Below are 15,019 nucleotides of genomic sequence, written 5' to 3'. Positions count from 1 at the left end.
TGCCCGCCGGTGTCGGCGGGCAGGCCCTGTTCACCGGACGGGGAAGCCGAAGGAGTATCCCTGCTCCCTCAGCCAGGGCAGGACCTCGCGCAGGGCGGCCACGGTCTGGGAGCGGTCGCCTCCCGCGTCGTGGAAGAGGACGGTCGGGCCGTTGACGATCTCCCTCTTGACGGTGGCCACCATGGTGTCCGCGCCGGGGCGCTCGAAGTCCCTGGAGTCGACGTTCCAGCCCAGCGGTCGCATCCCCCGGGACGCGGCGAGCTTTCGGCTGTACGGGGTGAAGGCGCCGCCCGGGGCCCGGTAGTACTGCGGCCGGACGCCTCCGGACGCCTTGATGATCATGCGTTCGGCGTCCAGGATCTGCTGGGACTGGTACGCCTCGGACTTGGTGTCCATGGCGGTGTCGTGCGAGACCGTGTGGTTGCACAGCCGGTGCCCGGCCGCCACGACGTCCTTGACCAGGTCCGGGTGGGCCTGGGCCTGCGTGCCGACCATGCAGAACGTGGCCTTCACGCCGTTGTCCTTCAGCAGTTGCAGCACCTGCGGCGTCCAGGCCGGGTCCGGTCCGTCGTCGATGGTGATGTTGACGCCCCGGTCACCGCGGTCCGAGGCGTGCGCGATGTCCGCCGCCACCGCGGCGACCCGGCCCTTCGGCGACGAGGCGTGCGCCTGCGGCGGCCGTCCTCCGGCGGTTTCGGCCTGCGCGGTCCACACCGAGGTGGCGGCGGCCATCGCCGTCACCCCGAGCGCCGCAGCGAGAAGCTTGCTGTGCCATCCCTTTCCCTTGTGCTTCGCCATGTCCGCCCGCCCCTTTGTCGTCTCCGTCGGTGCCCTGCCCCCATGAAGACATGCGAACGCCCGTGCGGGATCACTCTGTTACCAATCGCAGACGAATCCACCGGAGACCGGCGACAAACGCAGGAGCCCTGCGACGGACGAAAAGGTGGAAGGCGGGCAGTGGGGTCAGGCGGACGAGTCGGCCTTGTCCATGAAGGACAGCATCCGGGCGTTGGTCAGGTCGGGGTGGTCGATCTGCGGGCCGTGGCCGGTGGCGGCGATGGTTTCGGCCCGGGCTCCGGGGATCAGGCGGGGGACGCGTTCCTGTTGGCGTCGGGGGTGGAGCAGCAGGCTGCGCCTGCCCATGATCAGGAGGAACGGCGTCCGGATGGTGGCCAGTTCCTCGTCGGTCAGGGGGAGGGGCGCGGGGCGGCGGATGCGGAAGGCCCGTACGCCGGACCGGACCATCGCGCGCAGTTCCGGCACGACGAGGACCGGTTGTTCCAGCCAGGCGGCCAGACGGGGGCGCAGCGCCTTGGGGGCGAAGGTGGCGAAGAGGCTGGCGAAGATCCAGACGAAGAAGCGCAGGCCGACCTTCTCCAGGCCGCCCGGGTCGAGGGCGGTGACGGAGGCGAGCCTTCCGGGCTTCAGGTGGGCCTGGTTGATGACGAGCCAGCCGCCGTAGGAGGAGCCGACGAGGTGGACCCGGTCCAGGCCGAGGGCGTCGAGGGCCTCGTCCATCCATCGGGCGGCGCGCTCGGGCTGCCACATGGGTTCCCGGTGCACGCTGCGGCCGGGGTCGCCGGGGGTGTCGAGGGCGTAGACGGGGCGCTCGGCGCTGAGCGCCCGGGTGTTGGGGTACCACTGCGCGGAGCAGCCGCCGGACCCGTGGATCAGGACGACCGGGGTGCGGCCCTCGGCGGCCGGGTCGGTGGGGCCGTACCGGTAGACGTGCGTGGTGCCGAAGGAGGTCTCGACGTCCGTCTCGGAACGGACCGGTGCGCCCAGCGCGTAGACGGCGTCGCAGGCGGCGAAGTACCGGTCGCGCAGGGTGTCGTTGACGTAGCGGCCGATGTCGCGGCGGGGGCGGGTGGTGTTCTCGGGCACGGCGGCACCTCCGATGAGGACCCGTTGGGGATCGTCCGGCGATCCGTCCTTCGCGGTAGTGATACGACCGTACCATCATGTTGGTACAGCGGTACCATGAAGGGGTCCGGATCGCCGGAGCACGTGGACACGATCGATGGGTGGAGACACGGGAGCATGCCGAAGCGCGTGGACCACGAGGAACGGCGGAGCCAGATCACCGAGGCGCTCGTCCGGGTCGCCGGGCGGCGCGGGCTGCACGCGGTCGGCATGCGGGACGTCGCGGCCGAGGCCGGTGTGTCGCTGCGGCTCGTGCAGTACTACTTCGGGACCAAGGAGAAGCTGCTGCTCCACGGGCTCCAGCAGCTGACCGACCGGTTCACCGCACGGGTGGGCGACCGGCTGCGGGCCTGCGGCGCGGACCCCGGTCCGCGCGCGGCCGTCGAGGCGCTGCTCCTGGCCTCCCTCCCCACCGACGAGGAGAGCCGGACCTTCCACCTCCTCTACAGCTCGTACGCGATCCTGTCCGTGACCGACGAGGCGCTGGCCGCCCAGCCCTTCATCGACAACCCCGACGCCGCCGAGGACGCCCTGACCGGCCTGCTGCGACAGGCCCGGGAGGCGGGGCTGACCGGCCAGGACATGGACCCGCGCATCGAGGCCGTCGGCCTGCTCGCCATGGCGGCGGGCATGGGCACCAGCATCCTCGTGGGCCAGCGGCGGCCGGAGTCGGCCACCGAGGTGCTGCGCCACCACCTGGACCGCATCTTCACGCCCCCGGAGAGTCGTCCTCAGCCCGTGTGAGTGCGTGGATGCCGCCCCTGCCCCTTCTCACCGAACTCACCGAACCGTCGTCCAGGGGCAGTGTCCCGGGCCCGTCGGGTGTGTTCCCGTGACACCCATGACCACCGAGTAGAGGCTGGTCCGGGCGGTGATGAAGAGGCGGTTGCGCTTGGCCCCGCCCCAGGAGATGTTGGCCACCGTCTCGGGGACGTTCAGTCGCCCGATCAGCGTGCCGTCCGGGTCGTAGCAGTGCACGCCGTCGTCCATCGCGGCGACCCAGAGCCGGCCGCCGTCGTCGAAGCGGAGGTTGTCGAAGCGGGCCGCCGTACGGTCCTTCGCCGAGGCGAAGACCTCGCCGTCCGACAGCGTGCCGTCGTCCCGTACGTCGAGGACGCGGATGAACCCGGCCCGGGTGTCGGAGACGAACAGCCGTCGCTCGTCCGCCGAGAAGACCAGCCCGTTCGGTGCGCCGAAGCAGTCGGCGACCAGGCGCACTTCGCCGGTGGCCGGGTCGATGCGGTAGACGTTGTTGGAACCGATCTCGCTCTGCGCGCGGTAGCCCTCGTAGTCGCTGGTGATGCCGAAGTCCGGGTCGGAGAACCAGATCGAACCGTCGGACTTCACCGTCGCGTCGTTCGGGCTGTTCAGTCGTTTGCCCTGCCAGCGGTCGGCCAGGACCGTGAGCGTGCCGTCGTGTTCGGTCCGGGTCACCCGGCGGTTGCCCTGCTCGCAGGTGATCAGCCGGCCCTCGCGGTCGAGGGTGTTGCCGTTGGTGTGCCCGGCCGAGCGGCGGAAGACGCCGACCGCGCCGGTCTCCTCGTCCCAGCGCAGCATCCGGTCGTTGGGGATGTCGCTCCAGACCACCTGCCGCCAGGCCGGTACGTACACCGGTCCCTCGGCCCAACGGCAGCCGGTGTACAGGACTTCGAGGCCGTCGTCGCCGTTCATGCATCGACCGGTACGGAACCGGTCGTCGAGGGCCTCGTACAGCGCAGGGCACTTGCCGGTCATGAGTGTTCGTTCCCCTCAGCAGTTGCCGATCGGCAGTCACCGACCAGCAGTCACCGAACCATCTACGGCTTCGGCCGAAGATTGCAAGATGCCATATGGTCCCAACAAGCAAATATCGAACGGAGAGTCGTGGATCACATAGATCGCATGCTGTTGACGGAGCTTCAGCGGGACGCCACCCAGTCGTACGCCGCGCTGGGCAGGGCCGTGGGGCTCTCGGCGGGCGCCACGCACGAACGGGTCCGGAAGCTGCGGGAGCGCGGCGTGATCCGGCGCACCTCGGCCGAGGTCGATCCGGTGGCGGTGGGGTACGGCGTACTGGCCTACGTGACGGTCGACTCCACGTCCTGGATGGGCGATTCGGCGGAGGGCTTCGCCGCGATCCCCGAGATCCAGGAGGCGCACATCATCGCCGGGAACGCGTCGGTGCTGGTGAAGGTCAGGACCGCGACCACCGAGCAACTGCAGGACGTACTGCGCCGGATACACGCGATCGACGGGGTCAACGGGACCCGGGCCACGGTGGTCCTGGAGACCTTCTTCGAGCGGCCGGTCGCCCCGCACGTCGACGACCGGAAGGCGGAAGCAGAGGAACAGAGGGAACAGGAGAAACAGGGAGGAACGGGGAAGGAATGAATTCCCGGGCGGCTCTGCGCGATCACCCGCCCCCGTTGACGCTCGTCCGCCCCACCGCGCCGTTCTCCACTCCCCACTTCTTGAGGATCTTCACGTACTCGCCGTTCGCGATGAGGCGGTCGAGGGCTCCTCGTACGGCGTCGCGCAGGGCCGTTTCGGTTCTGGCGACCGCGATGCCGCAGAAGGCGGGGTCGAGTTGGTCCCCGAGGAGTTCGATGGCGTTGCCGCCCGAACGGGTCGTGGCGGCGTGGGCGGCCACGGGGAAGTCGGCGATGCCGGCCGCGGACCGGCCCTTGACGACGTCGTCGTAGAGTTCGTCCGCCGTGTCGAACTCCCGGGTCCTCAGGTCGTCGGCGCCCTGCCGGACCAGTTCGTCCAGGTAACCCCGGGCCATGCCGCCGCGCTCGATGGCAACCGTTCTGCCGGACAGGTCCTCGATGTCCCCGACGCCTTCCGGGTTGCCCTTGCGGACGAGGAGGGCGAGGCCGGAGCTGAAGTAGTCGATCATGTCGACGCCGCGTCCGGTACTGGTGCCGTCCGCCCGGCCCCGCTGCCGGTCCCTGGTGTCGGTCATCGCCGACATGACCAGGTCGTACCGTCCCACGTTCAGGCCGGCCAGCAGGGAGTCGAAGTCGTCGTTCTCGAACTCGAAGCGCACGCCCAGTTCGCGGCCGAGGGCGTTCCCGAGGTCGATGTCCACCCCGACGGACCTGCCGTCGACGTCGACGTACTCCATGGGCGCGTAGGTGATGTCCGAGCCGACGGTGACGACGCCCTTGTCCCGTATCTTCTTCGGCAGGACGGCGGCCGAAGACTTCCCGCCGGAGTGCGAACCGCCCGCGGGATCGGCGGTGCTCCCCGACTTGTTCCCCGCGTGCCCGGCACCGTCCGGCCACAGCCTCCAGCCCAGCGCCCCGCCGCCCGCCACGACCCCGACCCCGGCCAGCGCGGCGAGCACCCGGCGTCGGCTCGGAGCCGGGGGTCGGCTCGGAGCCGGGGGTCGCTTGGTCACGGCGTCGGCGGGCACGACAGCGGTCGGCACGGCGTCGGCGGACACGACAGCGGTCGGCATGGCCTCGGCGGGCGCGGCATCGACCGGTACGACAGCGGTCGGCACGGCGTCGACCGGCACGGGGGCGGGCACAGGGGGGCCGGGGCGACCGGAGGAGAGCGCCGCGGCCGGGCCGGGCCGTCCGGACAGGTGGTCCAGGCCCGCGGACAGCTCGCGCAGTCGTACGGCGACGGGTTCCGGCAGCCAGCCGGTGTACGGGCCCGGGTTGCCCGCCCGGGTCATCAGCACGGGCAGCGCGGGCCGGTGTTCCGGTTCCTTCGCCAGACAGTCCGCCGCGAGCTCCCGCAGCCCGTCCGGCAGGCCGTCCAGGCGCGGCTCCTCGTGCACGGTGCGGTACATGAGGACCTGCGGGTCGGCGCTCCCGTACGGGCCGGCGCCCGTCGCCGCGAACACGATCACCCCGCCGAGCGCGAACACGTCCGCCGCGCCCGTGACCTCGGGCCCCGACATGGTGAGCTGCTCGGGTGCCATGAACCCGGGGGTGCCGAGCGCGGTGCCCGTCGCCGTCAGGGCCGTCTCCACGGCCGAGTACGCGATGCCGAAGTCGATGACGCGCGGGCCCTCGGCCGTGAGCAGGATGTTCGACGGCTTGAGGTCGCGGTGGACCAGGCCGTGCACGTGCACCGCCGCCAGGGCGTGCAGCAGGCCCGCCGTCAGCAGCCGCACCGTGTGCTCGGGCAGCGGCCCGTCGTCGCGGACGGCTTCGGTCAGGGAGACGCCCGGCACGTAGTCGGTCGCCATCCAGGGCACCTCGTCGTGCGGCGCGGCGTCGACGACGGGGGCCACGAACGGCCCGCTCACCCGCCGGGCGGCGGCCACCTCGCGGGCGAAGCGCTTCCGGAACCCCTGGTCGTCGGCCAGTTCGGAGCGCGCGGTCTTCACCGCCACGGCCTGCCCGTCCGCCGAGTGGCCGAGGTAGACCCGGCCCATGCCGCCGCCCCCGAGCAGCCCGGCGATCCGGAACGGCCCGATCTGCCGCGGATCGTGCTTCGACAGCGGTCGCACCGAAATACCCCCACCCACTACGGCGATTGAGTACGGCAGTATTCCGCACCCGCCCGCCCCACCGCCCCACCGGAACCGAGGTCCACGCCCGCACCGCCGAGCCGCCGGCCGAGCTGGCCATCGGTCTGGGCCTGAACCCCGAGGGCCGGCTCGACACCAGGACCGGCACGGTCACCGTCGGCGGCACGGCGACCTGCAACAAGCCGGCCCGCATCGCGCTCTCCGGCCTGGTCGCGCAGACCCAGAAGGCCGGCGAGGCGGTCGGCCGGTTCGAGGGCGAGGTCGTCGACTGCGTCCCCGGCGCCCCGGTCCCGTGGAGCGTCGCCATCCCCACCACCGCGATGGAGCCCGGCGTCTCCTTCCGTACCGGAACCGCCGTGCTGCGCGGATTCGGCAAGGCGGACGACCGCGACTACCCGGCGACCGTGAACGCCGGTGACAACACTGCACAGATCACCCTGGTCAAGTCCTGACCTTCCGCCATATTCCGCACCAACACACGACACCTGTCACGCAGAGCAAGTGAGAAGTGACACATGAACACGTGACGCGGGGTGTCGCGGGCGGTCCTGCCCGCGACACCCCGCGCCGCGCACACCCACCCGCCCCGCACGCACACCGTCCAACTGCCCCGCACACAGGGGAGTTGACCGATATAAATCATCGCGCACATGTGCACTTACCACTGGTGCAGGAAATTTGCCACCGGTTGTGAATATTCCGGGGCGGGCGTGCAACTGGCGTGTCGGTCTTGACAATTGACCGTCTGACCGATGTTAAGATCATCTTACTTCCAGTGGGCTGACGGCATATGGGGGCATTCCAGGAGGAATGAATTCCTCGGCCACACATCCGGAGGGGCCTTCCTTGGGTGGCGCAAGCAAGGGTTCGACCAGCCCGGAATGTGCGGTACGCGAGGGAGCGCAGAGCCGTTTCCCTAGCCATGGCACTTGAAGTGAGTTTCATGACATTTGCACAGGGCCCTCTTTCCTGGGCACTGGTTGTCGTCGCATTGATCGCTGTGGGTGCCGTTCTGCGCGCTCGCAGGGTCAATATCGGACTGCGCAGACAGAACACCGAACTCCGGGCCGACCGGGATGCGTTGCAGCGCAACCGGGACGAACTACACATGGCGCACACCACCCTGACGCACCGCCACTCCTCGGAGCTGGCCGAGGTGCGCAGGGACGCCGAGGAGGAGACCAAGGCGGTCCTCAAGGCTGCCGTGCGCACCCTCCAGGGGCTCGCGGACGAGCAGCAGGTGGTCATCGCGAACGCTCAGCAGAAGCACGGCGACGACCCCGGAATGCTCGCCGACCTGATGGCCGTCGACCACGCCAACAGCCAGTTCGGGCGTCGCGCGCAGGGCATCGCGGTGCTGTGCGGCGGCTGGCTCGGGCGCCGCGAGACCGTCGCCTCGGTCTTCGACGTGGCCCGCAGCGCCCAGGGCCGCATCCGGCAGTTCGACCGGGTGCGGATCAACGGGCAGGCGAACTTCTCGGTCGTCAGCAAGGCCGTGGAGCCCGTCGCGGTCGTCCTCGCCGAGCTGCTGGCCAACGCCACCAACTACTCCGCCCCCGGCACCCCGGTGGAGATCAACATCCAGGCCGTGCCGAAGGGCGTCTGCCTCATCGTCGACGACGCCGGTCTCGGCATGGGCCAGGAGGAGAAGGACCGCGCCGCGGCACTCCTCGCGCCGCAGGCCTCGATCAGCGTCTCCAGCCTGGGCATTCCCCCGCAGTTCGGTTTCGCCGTCTCCGGTGTGCTGGCCGCCCGCTACGGATTCAAGGTCTCGGTGGACTCCGTGTCCCCCTACGGAGGTGTGCGCGCGGTGGTCCTGCTGCCCGACGAACTGCTCACCAACGACGTGCCCGCCGCTCCCCCGGCCGCCGTCCCGCACGAGGCGGACGTGGCCTCGCTCCCCCGGCGTCAGGCCCCCGCCCACTCGGCGCCCGTGCAGTCGGCGTCCGCGCAGTCTCCGACCCCGCTGTTCCCGCCGGCCCATCACCCGGTCGCCGCCCCCCAGCCCGCCGGGCCCGCCGTGGGGATGCCCACCACCGCCGGCGGCCTGCCCAAGCGTCGTCGCAAGAGCCCCGTCTCGGTGGTGCCGTCGACCGAACCGACGCCGGTGCGCAGCAACGAGGAGACCGCTTCCCGCCTGGGCGCGTTCCAGCGCGGAACGCGATCCGGGCGTGACATGACGACGACGGAAGGACCCGAGTTCCAGTGAATCCCGATCTGTCCTGGGTACTCAACGATGTGCTTCAGGTACCCGGTGCCCGGCACGCCATCCTCGTCTCCGCCGATGGTCTGCTGCTGGCCAGCTCCAGCGACATCGGCCGGGACGACGCGGAGACCGTGGCGGCCGCGATGAGTTCCATGCAGTCGCTGAGCCGGGCCGTGGCCCCCTTCATCGGGGCCCAGGTCCCGGGCCGCTGGCGCCAGACGCTGCTGGAGTACGAGCACGGCTGGATCTTCCTGATCGCGGCGGGCTCCGGAGCCTACCTGGCCGCCGCCGCCGCTGCCGACGTGGACATGGAGGCCATGTCCTTCCGCATGCAGCAGCAGGTCACCGCGCTGGGGAAGGCGATGACCACACCTCCCCGCCACAACGCGGGGATCGACATATGACGATGCCGGGTGAGGAGCAGGCGGTCAGCAGCGGGTTCGTCCGCTCCTACGTCATCACCGGGGGGCGTGGTCTGCCCGAGGCGGGGGACCTCTCCCTCGTCACCCTGGTCACCATCGCGCCGGACCGGCAGCCGCCGCCGAACGCGAGCCCGGAGGTCCGGGCGATCTGGGAGCTGTGCTCCGGCGGTTACCTGTCGGTGGCCGAGGTGGCGGGTCATCTCGGTCAGCCGGTCGGGGTGGCCCGGCTGCTGCTGAACGATTTAGCGGAACAGGGTCATCTGATCCGCCGCAAGGCGCCGCCGCCGGCCCAGCTCGTTGACAGGAAGATCCTCGAAGAGGTGTTGCATGGACTCCACGTCCGGTTCGGCTGAGAGCATCTATGTGCCGGACGCGGTACGGCGTGCGGCGAAGATCCTCGTCGTCGGACACTTCGCCGTGGGCAAGACGACGCTCATCGGCACCCTCTCCGAGATCACTCCGCTGCGTACCGAGGAGCGGATGACGCAGGCGAGCGCCCACGTCGACGATCTGCGGGGCGCGCCCGACAAGGTGACCACGACGGTCGCGCTGGACTTCGGGCGTCTGACGCTGAGCGACGAGCTGGTGCTGTACCTGTTCGGCACGCCCGGACAGCAGCGCTTCGTCGAGCTGTGGGAGGACATGGCGCGCGGTTCGCTCGGCGCGCTGCTCCTCGTCGATCCGGCCCGTCTCGCCGACACCTTCCCGGTGATCGACCTGGTCGAGACGTACGGGCTGGAGTACGCGGTCGCGGTGAACAGCTTCGACCCGTACTCGCAGCACGCCGAGGAGGAGCTGCGCGAGGCTCTGGACCTGCTGCCGGACACCCCGGTCGTGTACTGCGACGCCCGGGACGAGAAGTCGTCCGCACAGGCCCTGATCACCCTGGTCCAGCACCTGCTGGCCCGCGTGGCCTGAGAGCCTGTCGGGTGACCTCTGACCGGGCGGCCACGCCCTGGCACGCATGCTTCCGGCGTTGCCGAAATGCCCTGGTAGCTCTGCTACGAGGACACTCCGGCGCCTTGGAATCGCACGCACCAGACCGCGTCCGCTGCCCGGTCGAAGGCCACCCGACAGGTTCTGAGGGGCGCCCGGCCGGCTCCCACCGGCCGGATGCCCTCGACCGCCCGTACCGCCGGTGCGGGCGGTCCGGGCTCCGTTTTCCGTCCACCTTCCGGGCCCCGCGGGGGCCCGGACCCACCTCTAGGAATGACATATGGACTCGTCGCCGGGAGCCACCCCGTACGGCGCCCCCACCGGGTGCCCGATGCACCACGGGGAGCGGCAGACGTCGCTCTACGGGCCGGAGTTCGCGTCCGACCCGCAGAGCGTGTACGACGCGTTCCGGGCCCACGGTCCCGCCGCCCCGATCGAGCTGGCCCCCGGGGTGGAGGCCACCCTGGTCGTGCAGCACGAGGCCGCGCTCCGGGTGCTGCAGAACCCGTCCTTCTTCGCCCGGGACTCGCGGCACTGGGCCGCGCTGCGGGAGGGGCGCGTACCGCTCGACAGCCCGGTGCTGCCCATGATGGCGTACCGGCCCAACTGCCTGTTCACGGACGGCACCGAGCATCTGCGGCTGCGCAAGGCGGTCACCGAGAGCCTCGGCCGGCTCAACACCACCCGGCTCAGCCGGGACGTGGAGCGCATCGGCGACTACCTCATCGACCAGTTCATCGAGCGCGGCACCGCCGACCTGCTGGGCGAGTACGCCAAGCTGCTGCCGCTGCTGCTGTTCAACCAGCTCTTCGGCTGCCCCGGTGACATCGGTGACCGGCTGACCCGCAGCATGTCCGCCATCTTCGACGGCGAGGACGTCCTCCGGGCCAACGACGAGCTGACCGAGTGCCTGATGGAACTCGTCGCGCTCAAGCGGCGGCAGCCCGGCGAGGACATCACCTCCTGGCTCATCCAGCACCCGGCGGGGCTGCGGGACGAGGAGCTGAAGGACCAGCTCGTCATGCTGATGGGCGCGGGCATCGAGCCGGAGCGCAACCTGATCGCCAACGCGCTGCTGCTCATGCTGTCCAGCGAGACCGGGGCCGAGCAGCGGCGGGGCACCGGGATGCTGGTCGAGGACGCCCTCGACGACGTGCTGTGGAACAACCCGCCGATCGCCAACTACGCCACGCACTACCCGGTCCAGGACATCGACCTGGGCGGTGCGACGCTGCGGGCGGAGACCCCCGTACTGATCAGTTTCGCCGCCGCGAACAGCGATCCCGCGCTCACGGACGCCCGCCAGACCCTCAGCAAGGGCGCCCATCTGGCCTGGGGAGCGGGCCCGCACGTCTGCCCGGCGAAGTCCCCCGCGCAGCTCATCGCCCTCACCGCGATCGAGAAGATCCTCAACACCGTGCCCGATCTGTCCCTCGCCGTGTCGCCCTCCGGCGTCGAGTGGCGGCCGGGTCCGTTCCACCGCGCGCTGGTGTCGCTGCCGGTCCGGTTCAGCCCGAGCCCGGCGCGCGGCGCCAAGACGGCAGCGATGCAGATGCCCGTTTCGCCCCGGATCGCAGTACCGACCGAGACGCCCGCCCCGCACCCGGCGCACGCCCAGCAGCCGAAGCGGACGAAGGGCTGGTGGAGCTCCTTCCTGGACGTCTTCCGCGCCTGACCCCATACCGGGCGGGCGGGATGTCCGTATAAACGGGGGTTTCACACCATCAAATGCAGGACATTGCAGAGGAGTTGAGGACACGCCCGGCATATGACAAGGGGCCGGGCGCGGGTTTGTCTGTGATAGGGGCAACAGATATCCACGCATGGCTGCCGTATGCGGAGGGGTAGGTTCTGCCGGTAACCAGGAGCCCAGGTCAAGGAACTCTGCGTGAGCGCTATAGGTGGCACAGCCAGCCCCCGCGACGGTCGCCGTGCCCTCATACCCCTCCTACGACGCCTCAGATCGCCGGAGGGGCAGGCCGATCCCTACCCCGTACTGGCCTCGCTGAGGGCCATGGGCGATGTGGTGCGCGCACCCTGGAACGCGTACTTCGTCACCGGCTTCGACACCTGCAGCGAGGTGCTTCGCGGCCGCAACTGGCTGGCTCCGGACTTCGCCTGGCAGGAACGCCAGGCGGACACCGAGCGCTGGGAGGCGGTCGCGACGCAGGAGATGACCAAGACGCTCTCCCGGCTCAACGCCCCCGAGCACACCTGCCAGCGCCGCAGCCTCGGCAACCTCTTCGACCGGTCGACCATCGAGCGGCTGACCCCGCAGGTCGAGGGGCACGTCACCCGGCTCCTGGACGAGCTGGAGGAGAAACTGCGCTGGGGCGAGGCCGACTTCGTCAGCACGGTCAGCGAGCAGCTCCCGATCAGCACCATCGGCAGCTGGCTGGGGATACCTCCCGAGGACTACCCCCACATCCTGGAGATCACCCACAACCAGGTGCACGCCCAGGAACTGCTGCCCACCAAGCGCCAGCTCGCCGAGTCCGCCGAGGCGACCGTCCAGCTGCGCACGTACTTCACCGAGATGGTGCGTCGGCGCCGGGCCGATCCCGGCAACGACGTCCTGACGGGCTGGATCCACACCTGGGACGCGAAGGAGCCCGACCGCGAGCGGGCGGACGAGATCCTCTACCGCCTCACCATGTTCGTCACCATCGCCTCGCTGGAGACCACCGCGACGTTGCTGTCGGCCATGGTGGAGCTGCTGCTGAAGGAACCCGGCCAGTGGGAATGGCTCGCGGAACACCCCGGCCACATCGACTCCGCCGTCGACGAGGTACTGCGGTACGACCCGCCGATCCACATCAACACCCGGATCGCGGCCGAGGACACGGTCCTGGCGGGTGTCCCGATCGCGAAGGACAGCATGGTCCACGTGCTGTACGGGGCCGCCAACCACGACCCGCGGCGCAACGAGGACCCGGACACCTTCGACATCCGGCGCACCGGCACCCACCTCACCTTCGGGGGCGGGGTGCACTACTGCCTCGGCGCGGCCCTCGCCCGCCTGGAGGCCCGCACGCTGCTCACCCAGCTGCTGAAGCGTTTCCCCACCCTGCGCACCGTCTCTCCCGCGGTCTACGCGTCCCGGCTGGTCTTCCGGCGGGTCACCTCGCTGAGCGTGGCGGCATGAAGTCCTCCTCCACCACCGGCCGCTCCTCCAGCGCCCGCAGCTCCTCCACCGCCGCTCGCCGCTCCCCCACCACCCGCCGCTCCTCCCGCGAGCAGCCGGAGACCGTGGCCGTCCGGCGCGAGGGCCCCCTTCTGCGCATCGAACTGAACTCTCCCGCCACCGGCAACGCGGTCACCGAGACGATGCTCGACGAGCTGCTGACGGTCCTGGCGGTGCCGGACCCCGACGTGCGGGTACTGGTGCTCAGCGGGGCCGGGGACGACTTCTGCCTGGGCGGCGACCGCAACGAGTTCGCCGGCTGGCTCGACGAGGACCCCACCGGGCGGGGCATCCGGATCACGGGCGAGAAGGCCCGCCGGGTCTGCGAGGCGATCTCCACCAGCCAGGCCGTGACCATCGCCCGGGTCCAGGGCAAGGCGATCGGCGCGGGTCTGGCGCTGGCGCTGGCCTGCGACCTGCGGGTCGGTGCCGAGAACGCCGGTTTCCGGCTGCCCGAGCTGGCCCTCGGACTGCCCACCGCCTGGGGCGGCCTGCTGCCCCGGCTGATCCACGAGGTCGGGGCCGCCCGCGCCCGCGAGCTCATCCTGACCGGGCGCGCCTTCGACGCCGCCGAGGCGCACGAGCTGTCGATCCTCCAGCGCGTCGTCCCCGAGGACCGGCTCGACGCGGCGGTCACGGAGTGGGCGAAGCCCGTCGTGCGCCGCCCCGAGGCCGCCCTGCGCGTCACCAAGGCCCTGCTGAACTCCTACGCGGCCCCCACCCGGCTGGCCGACCCGTCCGTACTGGACGCGGAGCTGATGGCCACCGTCGCCGCGGCCACCCGGAGGCGCTAGGCGCAAAGGCGGTAGGCCCGGAGGCGGCGGTTCCGGAGGAAGCGGGTCCCGTGCCGGTGAGATCGCCCACAGGGCTTTCCGGTGCTCCGGGCACCGGATAGTAGACAGCGCCCCCGACAGAACATCGGCGTTTGTCCGTGTTGATGAGCCGATGTCCGGACATCGCCCGGCGCTGCCGGGGACCGCCCGGTGCACACCGCCGTTCCGGGAGTAGGCAAACGCTTCTGACGGGGCAGCAGCCCTCCGCCGGGACCCGGCGCCTCCCACCAGCACGCCCGCACGCCCGTTTCAAGCGCCGCGCCGCACTACGGGCCGGGGTAGTACTTCCGCTTGTTGCCCCGGTCCGGGGGCCTTCCAACAATGACGACCGCAAGCCGCCCCGAAGCCGGGCGCGGGAGCTGCGCGGAGCCGGTCGCACGGGGCCGCTCCGCGATCATCGAGCGAGGTCGCACATGAGTAAGCACCGCAGGAAGACGCCCTACCGGCGCATAGCCGTCGGCGTCCTGGCCGTGGGAGCCGTGGGTGTCCCCTCCGTCGCCATGGCCTGCTACGACCCCCACGGGAAGCCGGCCGCCGAGGCGTCGTGGCACCACACCTCGCACCGGGGCGGGCCGAGGACCCACACCGTCCCCGCGAACGCCCCGAAGCCCACCGCATCCACCGCCCCGTCCACCCCGTCCGCCCCGTCCACGGGCGCCCCCGCCACCGGGGCCACGGCCCGTGTGCTGGCCCTCGTCAACAGCGAGCGCGGCAAGGCGGGTTGCTCGCCGCTGAAGCAGAACGCCGAGCTGACCAAGGCCGCCCAGGCCCACAGCGAGGACATGGCCGCGCACCGGAACATGTCCCACACCGGCTCCGACGGCTCGGCCCCCGGCGACCGGATCACGGACGCCGGCTACGAGTGGCGCGCGTACGGCGAGAACGTCGCCTACGGCTACGACACCCCCGAGAGCGTCATGGCGGGCTGGATGTCCAGCCCCGGTCACAAGCGCAACATCCTCGACTGCTCGTTCAAGGAGATCGGCGTGGGCCTCGCCCAGCCCGGCAGCTACTGGACGCAGGACTTCGGCACCGCCCGCTGATCGG

15 protein-coding genes are annotated in these 15,019 nt (G+C 70.9%); 11 read left to right on the top strand and 4 right to left on the bottom strand.

Annotated elements, in window-relative coordinates; all coding sequences use genetic code 11:
- Positions 1–30: 30 nt before the first annotated feature.
- Both ACWCXX_RS28940 and ACWCXX_RS28935 read right to left on the bottom strand, forming a co-directional pair.
- Entirely contained in the window at positions 31–798 is a 768-nt protein-coding gene (locus ACWCXX_RS28940; protein ID WP_451132269.1) for a polysaccharide deacetylase family protein, read from the bottom strand.
- A 165-nt stretch (positions 799–963) separates the two neighbouring features.
- On the bottom strand, positions 964–1,884 hold the full coding sequence (locus ACWCXX_RS28935; protein WP_451132267.1) for an alpha/beta fold hydrolase: 921 nt from the start codon (positions 1,882–1,884) through the stop codon (positions 964–966).
- 156 nt (positions 1,885–2,040) lie between these two features.
- Between ACWCXX_RS28935 and ACWCXX_RS28930 the strand changes: the two genes are divergently transcribed.
- On the top strand, positions 2,041–2,667 hold the full coding sequence (locus ACWCXX_RS28930; protein ID WP_451132265.1) for a TetR/AcrR family transcriptional regulator: 627 nt from the start codon (positions 2,041–2,043) through the stop codon (positions 2,665–2,667).
- Between the two features lie 36 nt (positions 2,668–2,703).
- On the opposite strand, the gene ACWCXX_RS28925 is transcribed toward ACWCXX_RS28930, so the two are convergent.
- Positions 2,704–3,657, bottom strand: coding sequence for an SMP-30/gluconolactonase/LRE family protein (locus tag ACWCXX_RS28925; protein ID WP_451132263.1), 954 nt, complete (start codon positions 3,655–3,657; stop codon positions 2,704–2,706).
- 129 nt (positions 3,658–3,786) lie between these two features.
- Between ACWCXX_RS28925 and ACWCXX_RS28920 the strand changes: the two genes are divergently transcribed.
- Positions 3,787–4,293, top strand: coding sequence for an Lrp/AsnC family transcriptional regulator (locus ACWCXX_RS28920; RefSeq protein WP_451132261.1), 507 nt, complete (start codon positions 3,787–3,789; stop codon positions 4,291–4,293).
- Between the two features lie 22 nt (positions 4,294–4,315).
- Here ACWCXX_RS28920 and ACWCXX_RS28915 read toward each other — a convergent pair whose 3' ends face one another.
- Positions 4,316–6,370, bottom strand: coding sequence for a bifunctional serine/threonine-protein kinase/transporter substrate-binding domain-containing protein (locus ACWCXX_RS28915; protein ID WP_451132259.1), 2,055 nt, complete (start codon positions 6,368–6,370; stop codon positions 4,316–4,318).
- A gap of 26 nt (positions 6,371–6,396) precedes the next feature.
- Between ACWCXX_RS28915 and ACWCXX_RS28910 the strand changes: the two genes are divergently transcribed.
- The 9 genes from ACWCXX_RS28910 (at position 6,397) to ACWCXX_RS28870 (ending at position 15,015) form a co-directional block, all read left to right on the top strand.
- Entirely contained in the window at positions 6,397–6,843 is a 447-nt protein-coding gene (locus tag ACWCXX_RS28910; RefSeq protein WP_451132257.1) for a hypothetical protein, read from the top strand.
- Between the two features lie 491 nt (positions 6,844–7,334).
- Positions 7,335–8,600, top strand: coding sequence for an ATP-binding protein (locus ACWCXX_RS28905; RefSeq protein ID WP_451132255.1), 1,266 nt, complete (start codon positions 7,335–7,337; stop codon positions 8,598–8,600).
- Positions 8,597–9,001, top strand: a complete 405-nt coding sequence (locus ACWCXX_RS28900) for a roadblock/LC7 domain-containing protein (protein WP_451132253.1) — start codon at positions 8,597–8,599, stop codon at positions 8,999–9,001. Before ACWCXX_RS28905 ends, ACWCXX_RS28900 begins: the two co-directional genes overlap by 4 nt.
- The gene (locus ACWCXX_RS28895; protein WP_451132251.1) at positions 8,998–9,372 is read left to right on the top strand and encodes a DUF742 domain-containing protein; all 375 of its coding nucleotides are present in this window, start codon (positions 8,998–9,000) and stop codon (positions 9,370–9,372) included. The genes ACWCXX_RS28900 and ACWCXX_RS28895 overlap by 4 nt, the downstream gene beginning before the upstream one ends.
- Positions 9,347–9,937 carry a GTP-binding protein gene (locus ACWCXX_RS28890; protein WP_451132249.1) on the top strand — a complete coding sequence of 197 codons (591 nt, stop codon included), beginning with the start codon at positions 9,347–9,349 and terminating at the stop codon, positions 9,935–9,937. Before ACWCXX_RS28895 ends, ACWCXX_RS28890 begins: the two co-directional genes overlap by 26 nt.
- Positions 9,938–10,235: 298 nt before the next feature.
- Positions 10,236–11,630, top strand: coding sequence for a cytochrome P450 (locus tag ACWCXX_RS28885; RefSeq protein WP_451132247.1), 1,395 nt, complete (start codon positions 10,236–10,238; stop codon positions 11,628–11,630).
- A gap of 339 nt (positions 11,631–11,969) precedes the next feature.
- A complete protein-coding gene (locus ACWCXX_RS28880) occupies positions 11,970–13,100 on the top strand; it encodes a cytochrome P450 (RefSeq protein WP_451132320.1) in 1,131 nt (376 codons plus the stop codon).
- Positions 13,097–13,933, top strand: coding sequence for an enoyl-CoA hydratase/isomerase family protein (locus ACWCXX_RS28875; RefSeq protein WP_451132245.1), 837 nt, complete (start codon positions 13,097–13,099; stop codon positions 13,931–13,933). Before ACWCXX_RS28880 ends, ACWCXX_RS28875 begins: the two co-directional genes overlap by 4 nt.
- A gap of 452 nt (positions 13,934–14,385) precedes the next feature.
- Entirely contained in the window at positions 14,386–15,015 is a 630-nt protein-coding gene (locus ACWCXX_RS28870; RefSeq protein ID WP_451132243.1) for a CAP domain-containing protein, read from the top strand.
- Positions 15,016–15,019 lie beyond the last annotated feature (4 nt).

It is taken from the genome of Streptomyces sp. NPDC001732 (genome assembly GCF_053596315.1).
This window is presented reverse-complemented; position numbering and strand designations above follow the sequence as displayed.

Excerpts from the sequence above, each read along its gene's own strand:
- ACWCXX_RS28940 (WP_451132269.1), bottom strand. The coding sequence starts at position 798 with ATGGCGAAGCACAAGGGAAAGGGATGGCACAGCAAGCTTCTCGCTGCG.
- ACWCXX_RS28930 (WP_451132265.1), top strand. The coding sequence starts at position 2,041 with ATGCCGAAGCGCGTGGACCACGAGGAACGGCGGAGCCAGATCACCGAG.
- ACWCXX_RS28925 (WP_451132263.1), bottom strand. The coding sequence starts at position 3,657 with ATGACCGGCAAGTGCCCTGCGCTGTACGAGGCCCTCGACGACCGGTTC.
- ACWCXX_RS28905 (WP_451132255.1), top strand. The coding sequence starts at position 7,335 with ATGACATTTGCACAGGGCCCTCTTTCCTGGGCACTGGTTGTCGTCGCA.
- ACWCXX_RS28895 (WP_451132251.1), top strand. The coding sequence starts at position 8,998 with ATGACGATGCCGGGTGAGGAGCAGGCGGTCAGCAGCGGGTTCGTCCGC.
- ACWCXX_RS28890 (WP_451132249.1), top strand. The coding sequence starts at position 9,347 with ATGGACTCCACGTCCGGTTCGGCTGAGAGCATCTATGTGCCGGACGCG.
- ACWCXX_RS28885 (WP_451132247.1), top strand. The coding sequence starts at position 10,236 with ATGGACTCGTCGCCGGGAGCCACCCCGTACGGCGCCCCCACCGGGTGC.
- ACWCXX_RS28880 (WP_451132320.1), top strand. The coding sequence starts at position 11,970 with ATGGGCGATGTGGTGCGCGCACCCTGGAACGCGTACTTCGTCACCGGC.
- ACWCXX_RS28875 (WP_451132245.1), top strand. The coding sequence starts at position 13,097 with ATGAAGTCCTCCTCCACCACCGGCCGCTCCTCCAGCGCCCGCAGCTCC.
- ACWCXX_RS28870 (WP_451132243.1), top strand. The coding sequence starts at position 14,386 with ATGAGTAAGCACCGCAGGAAGACGCCCTACCGGCGCATAGCCGTCGGC.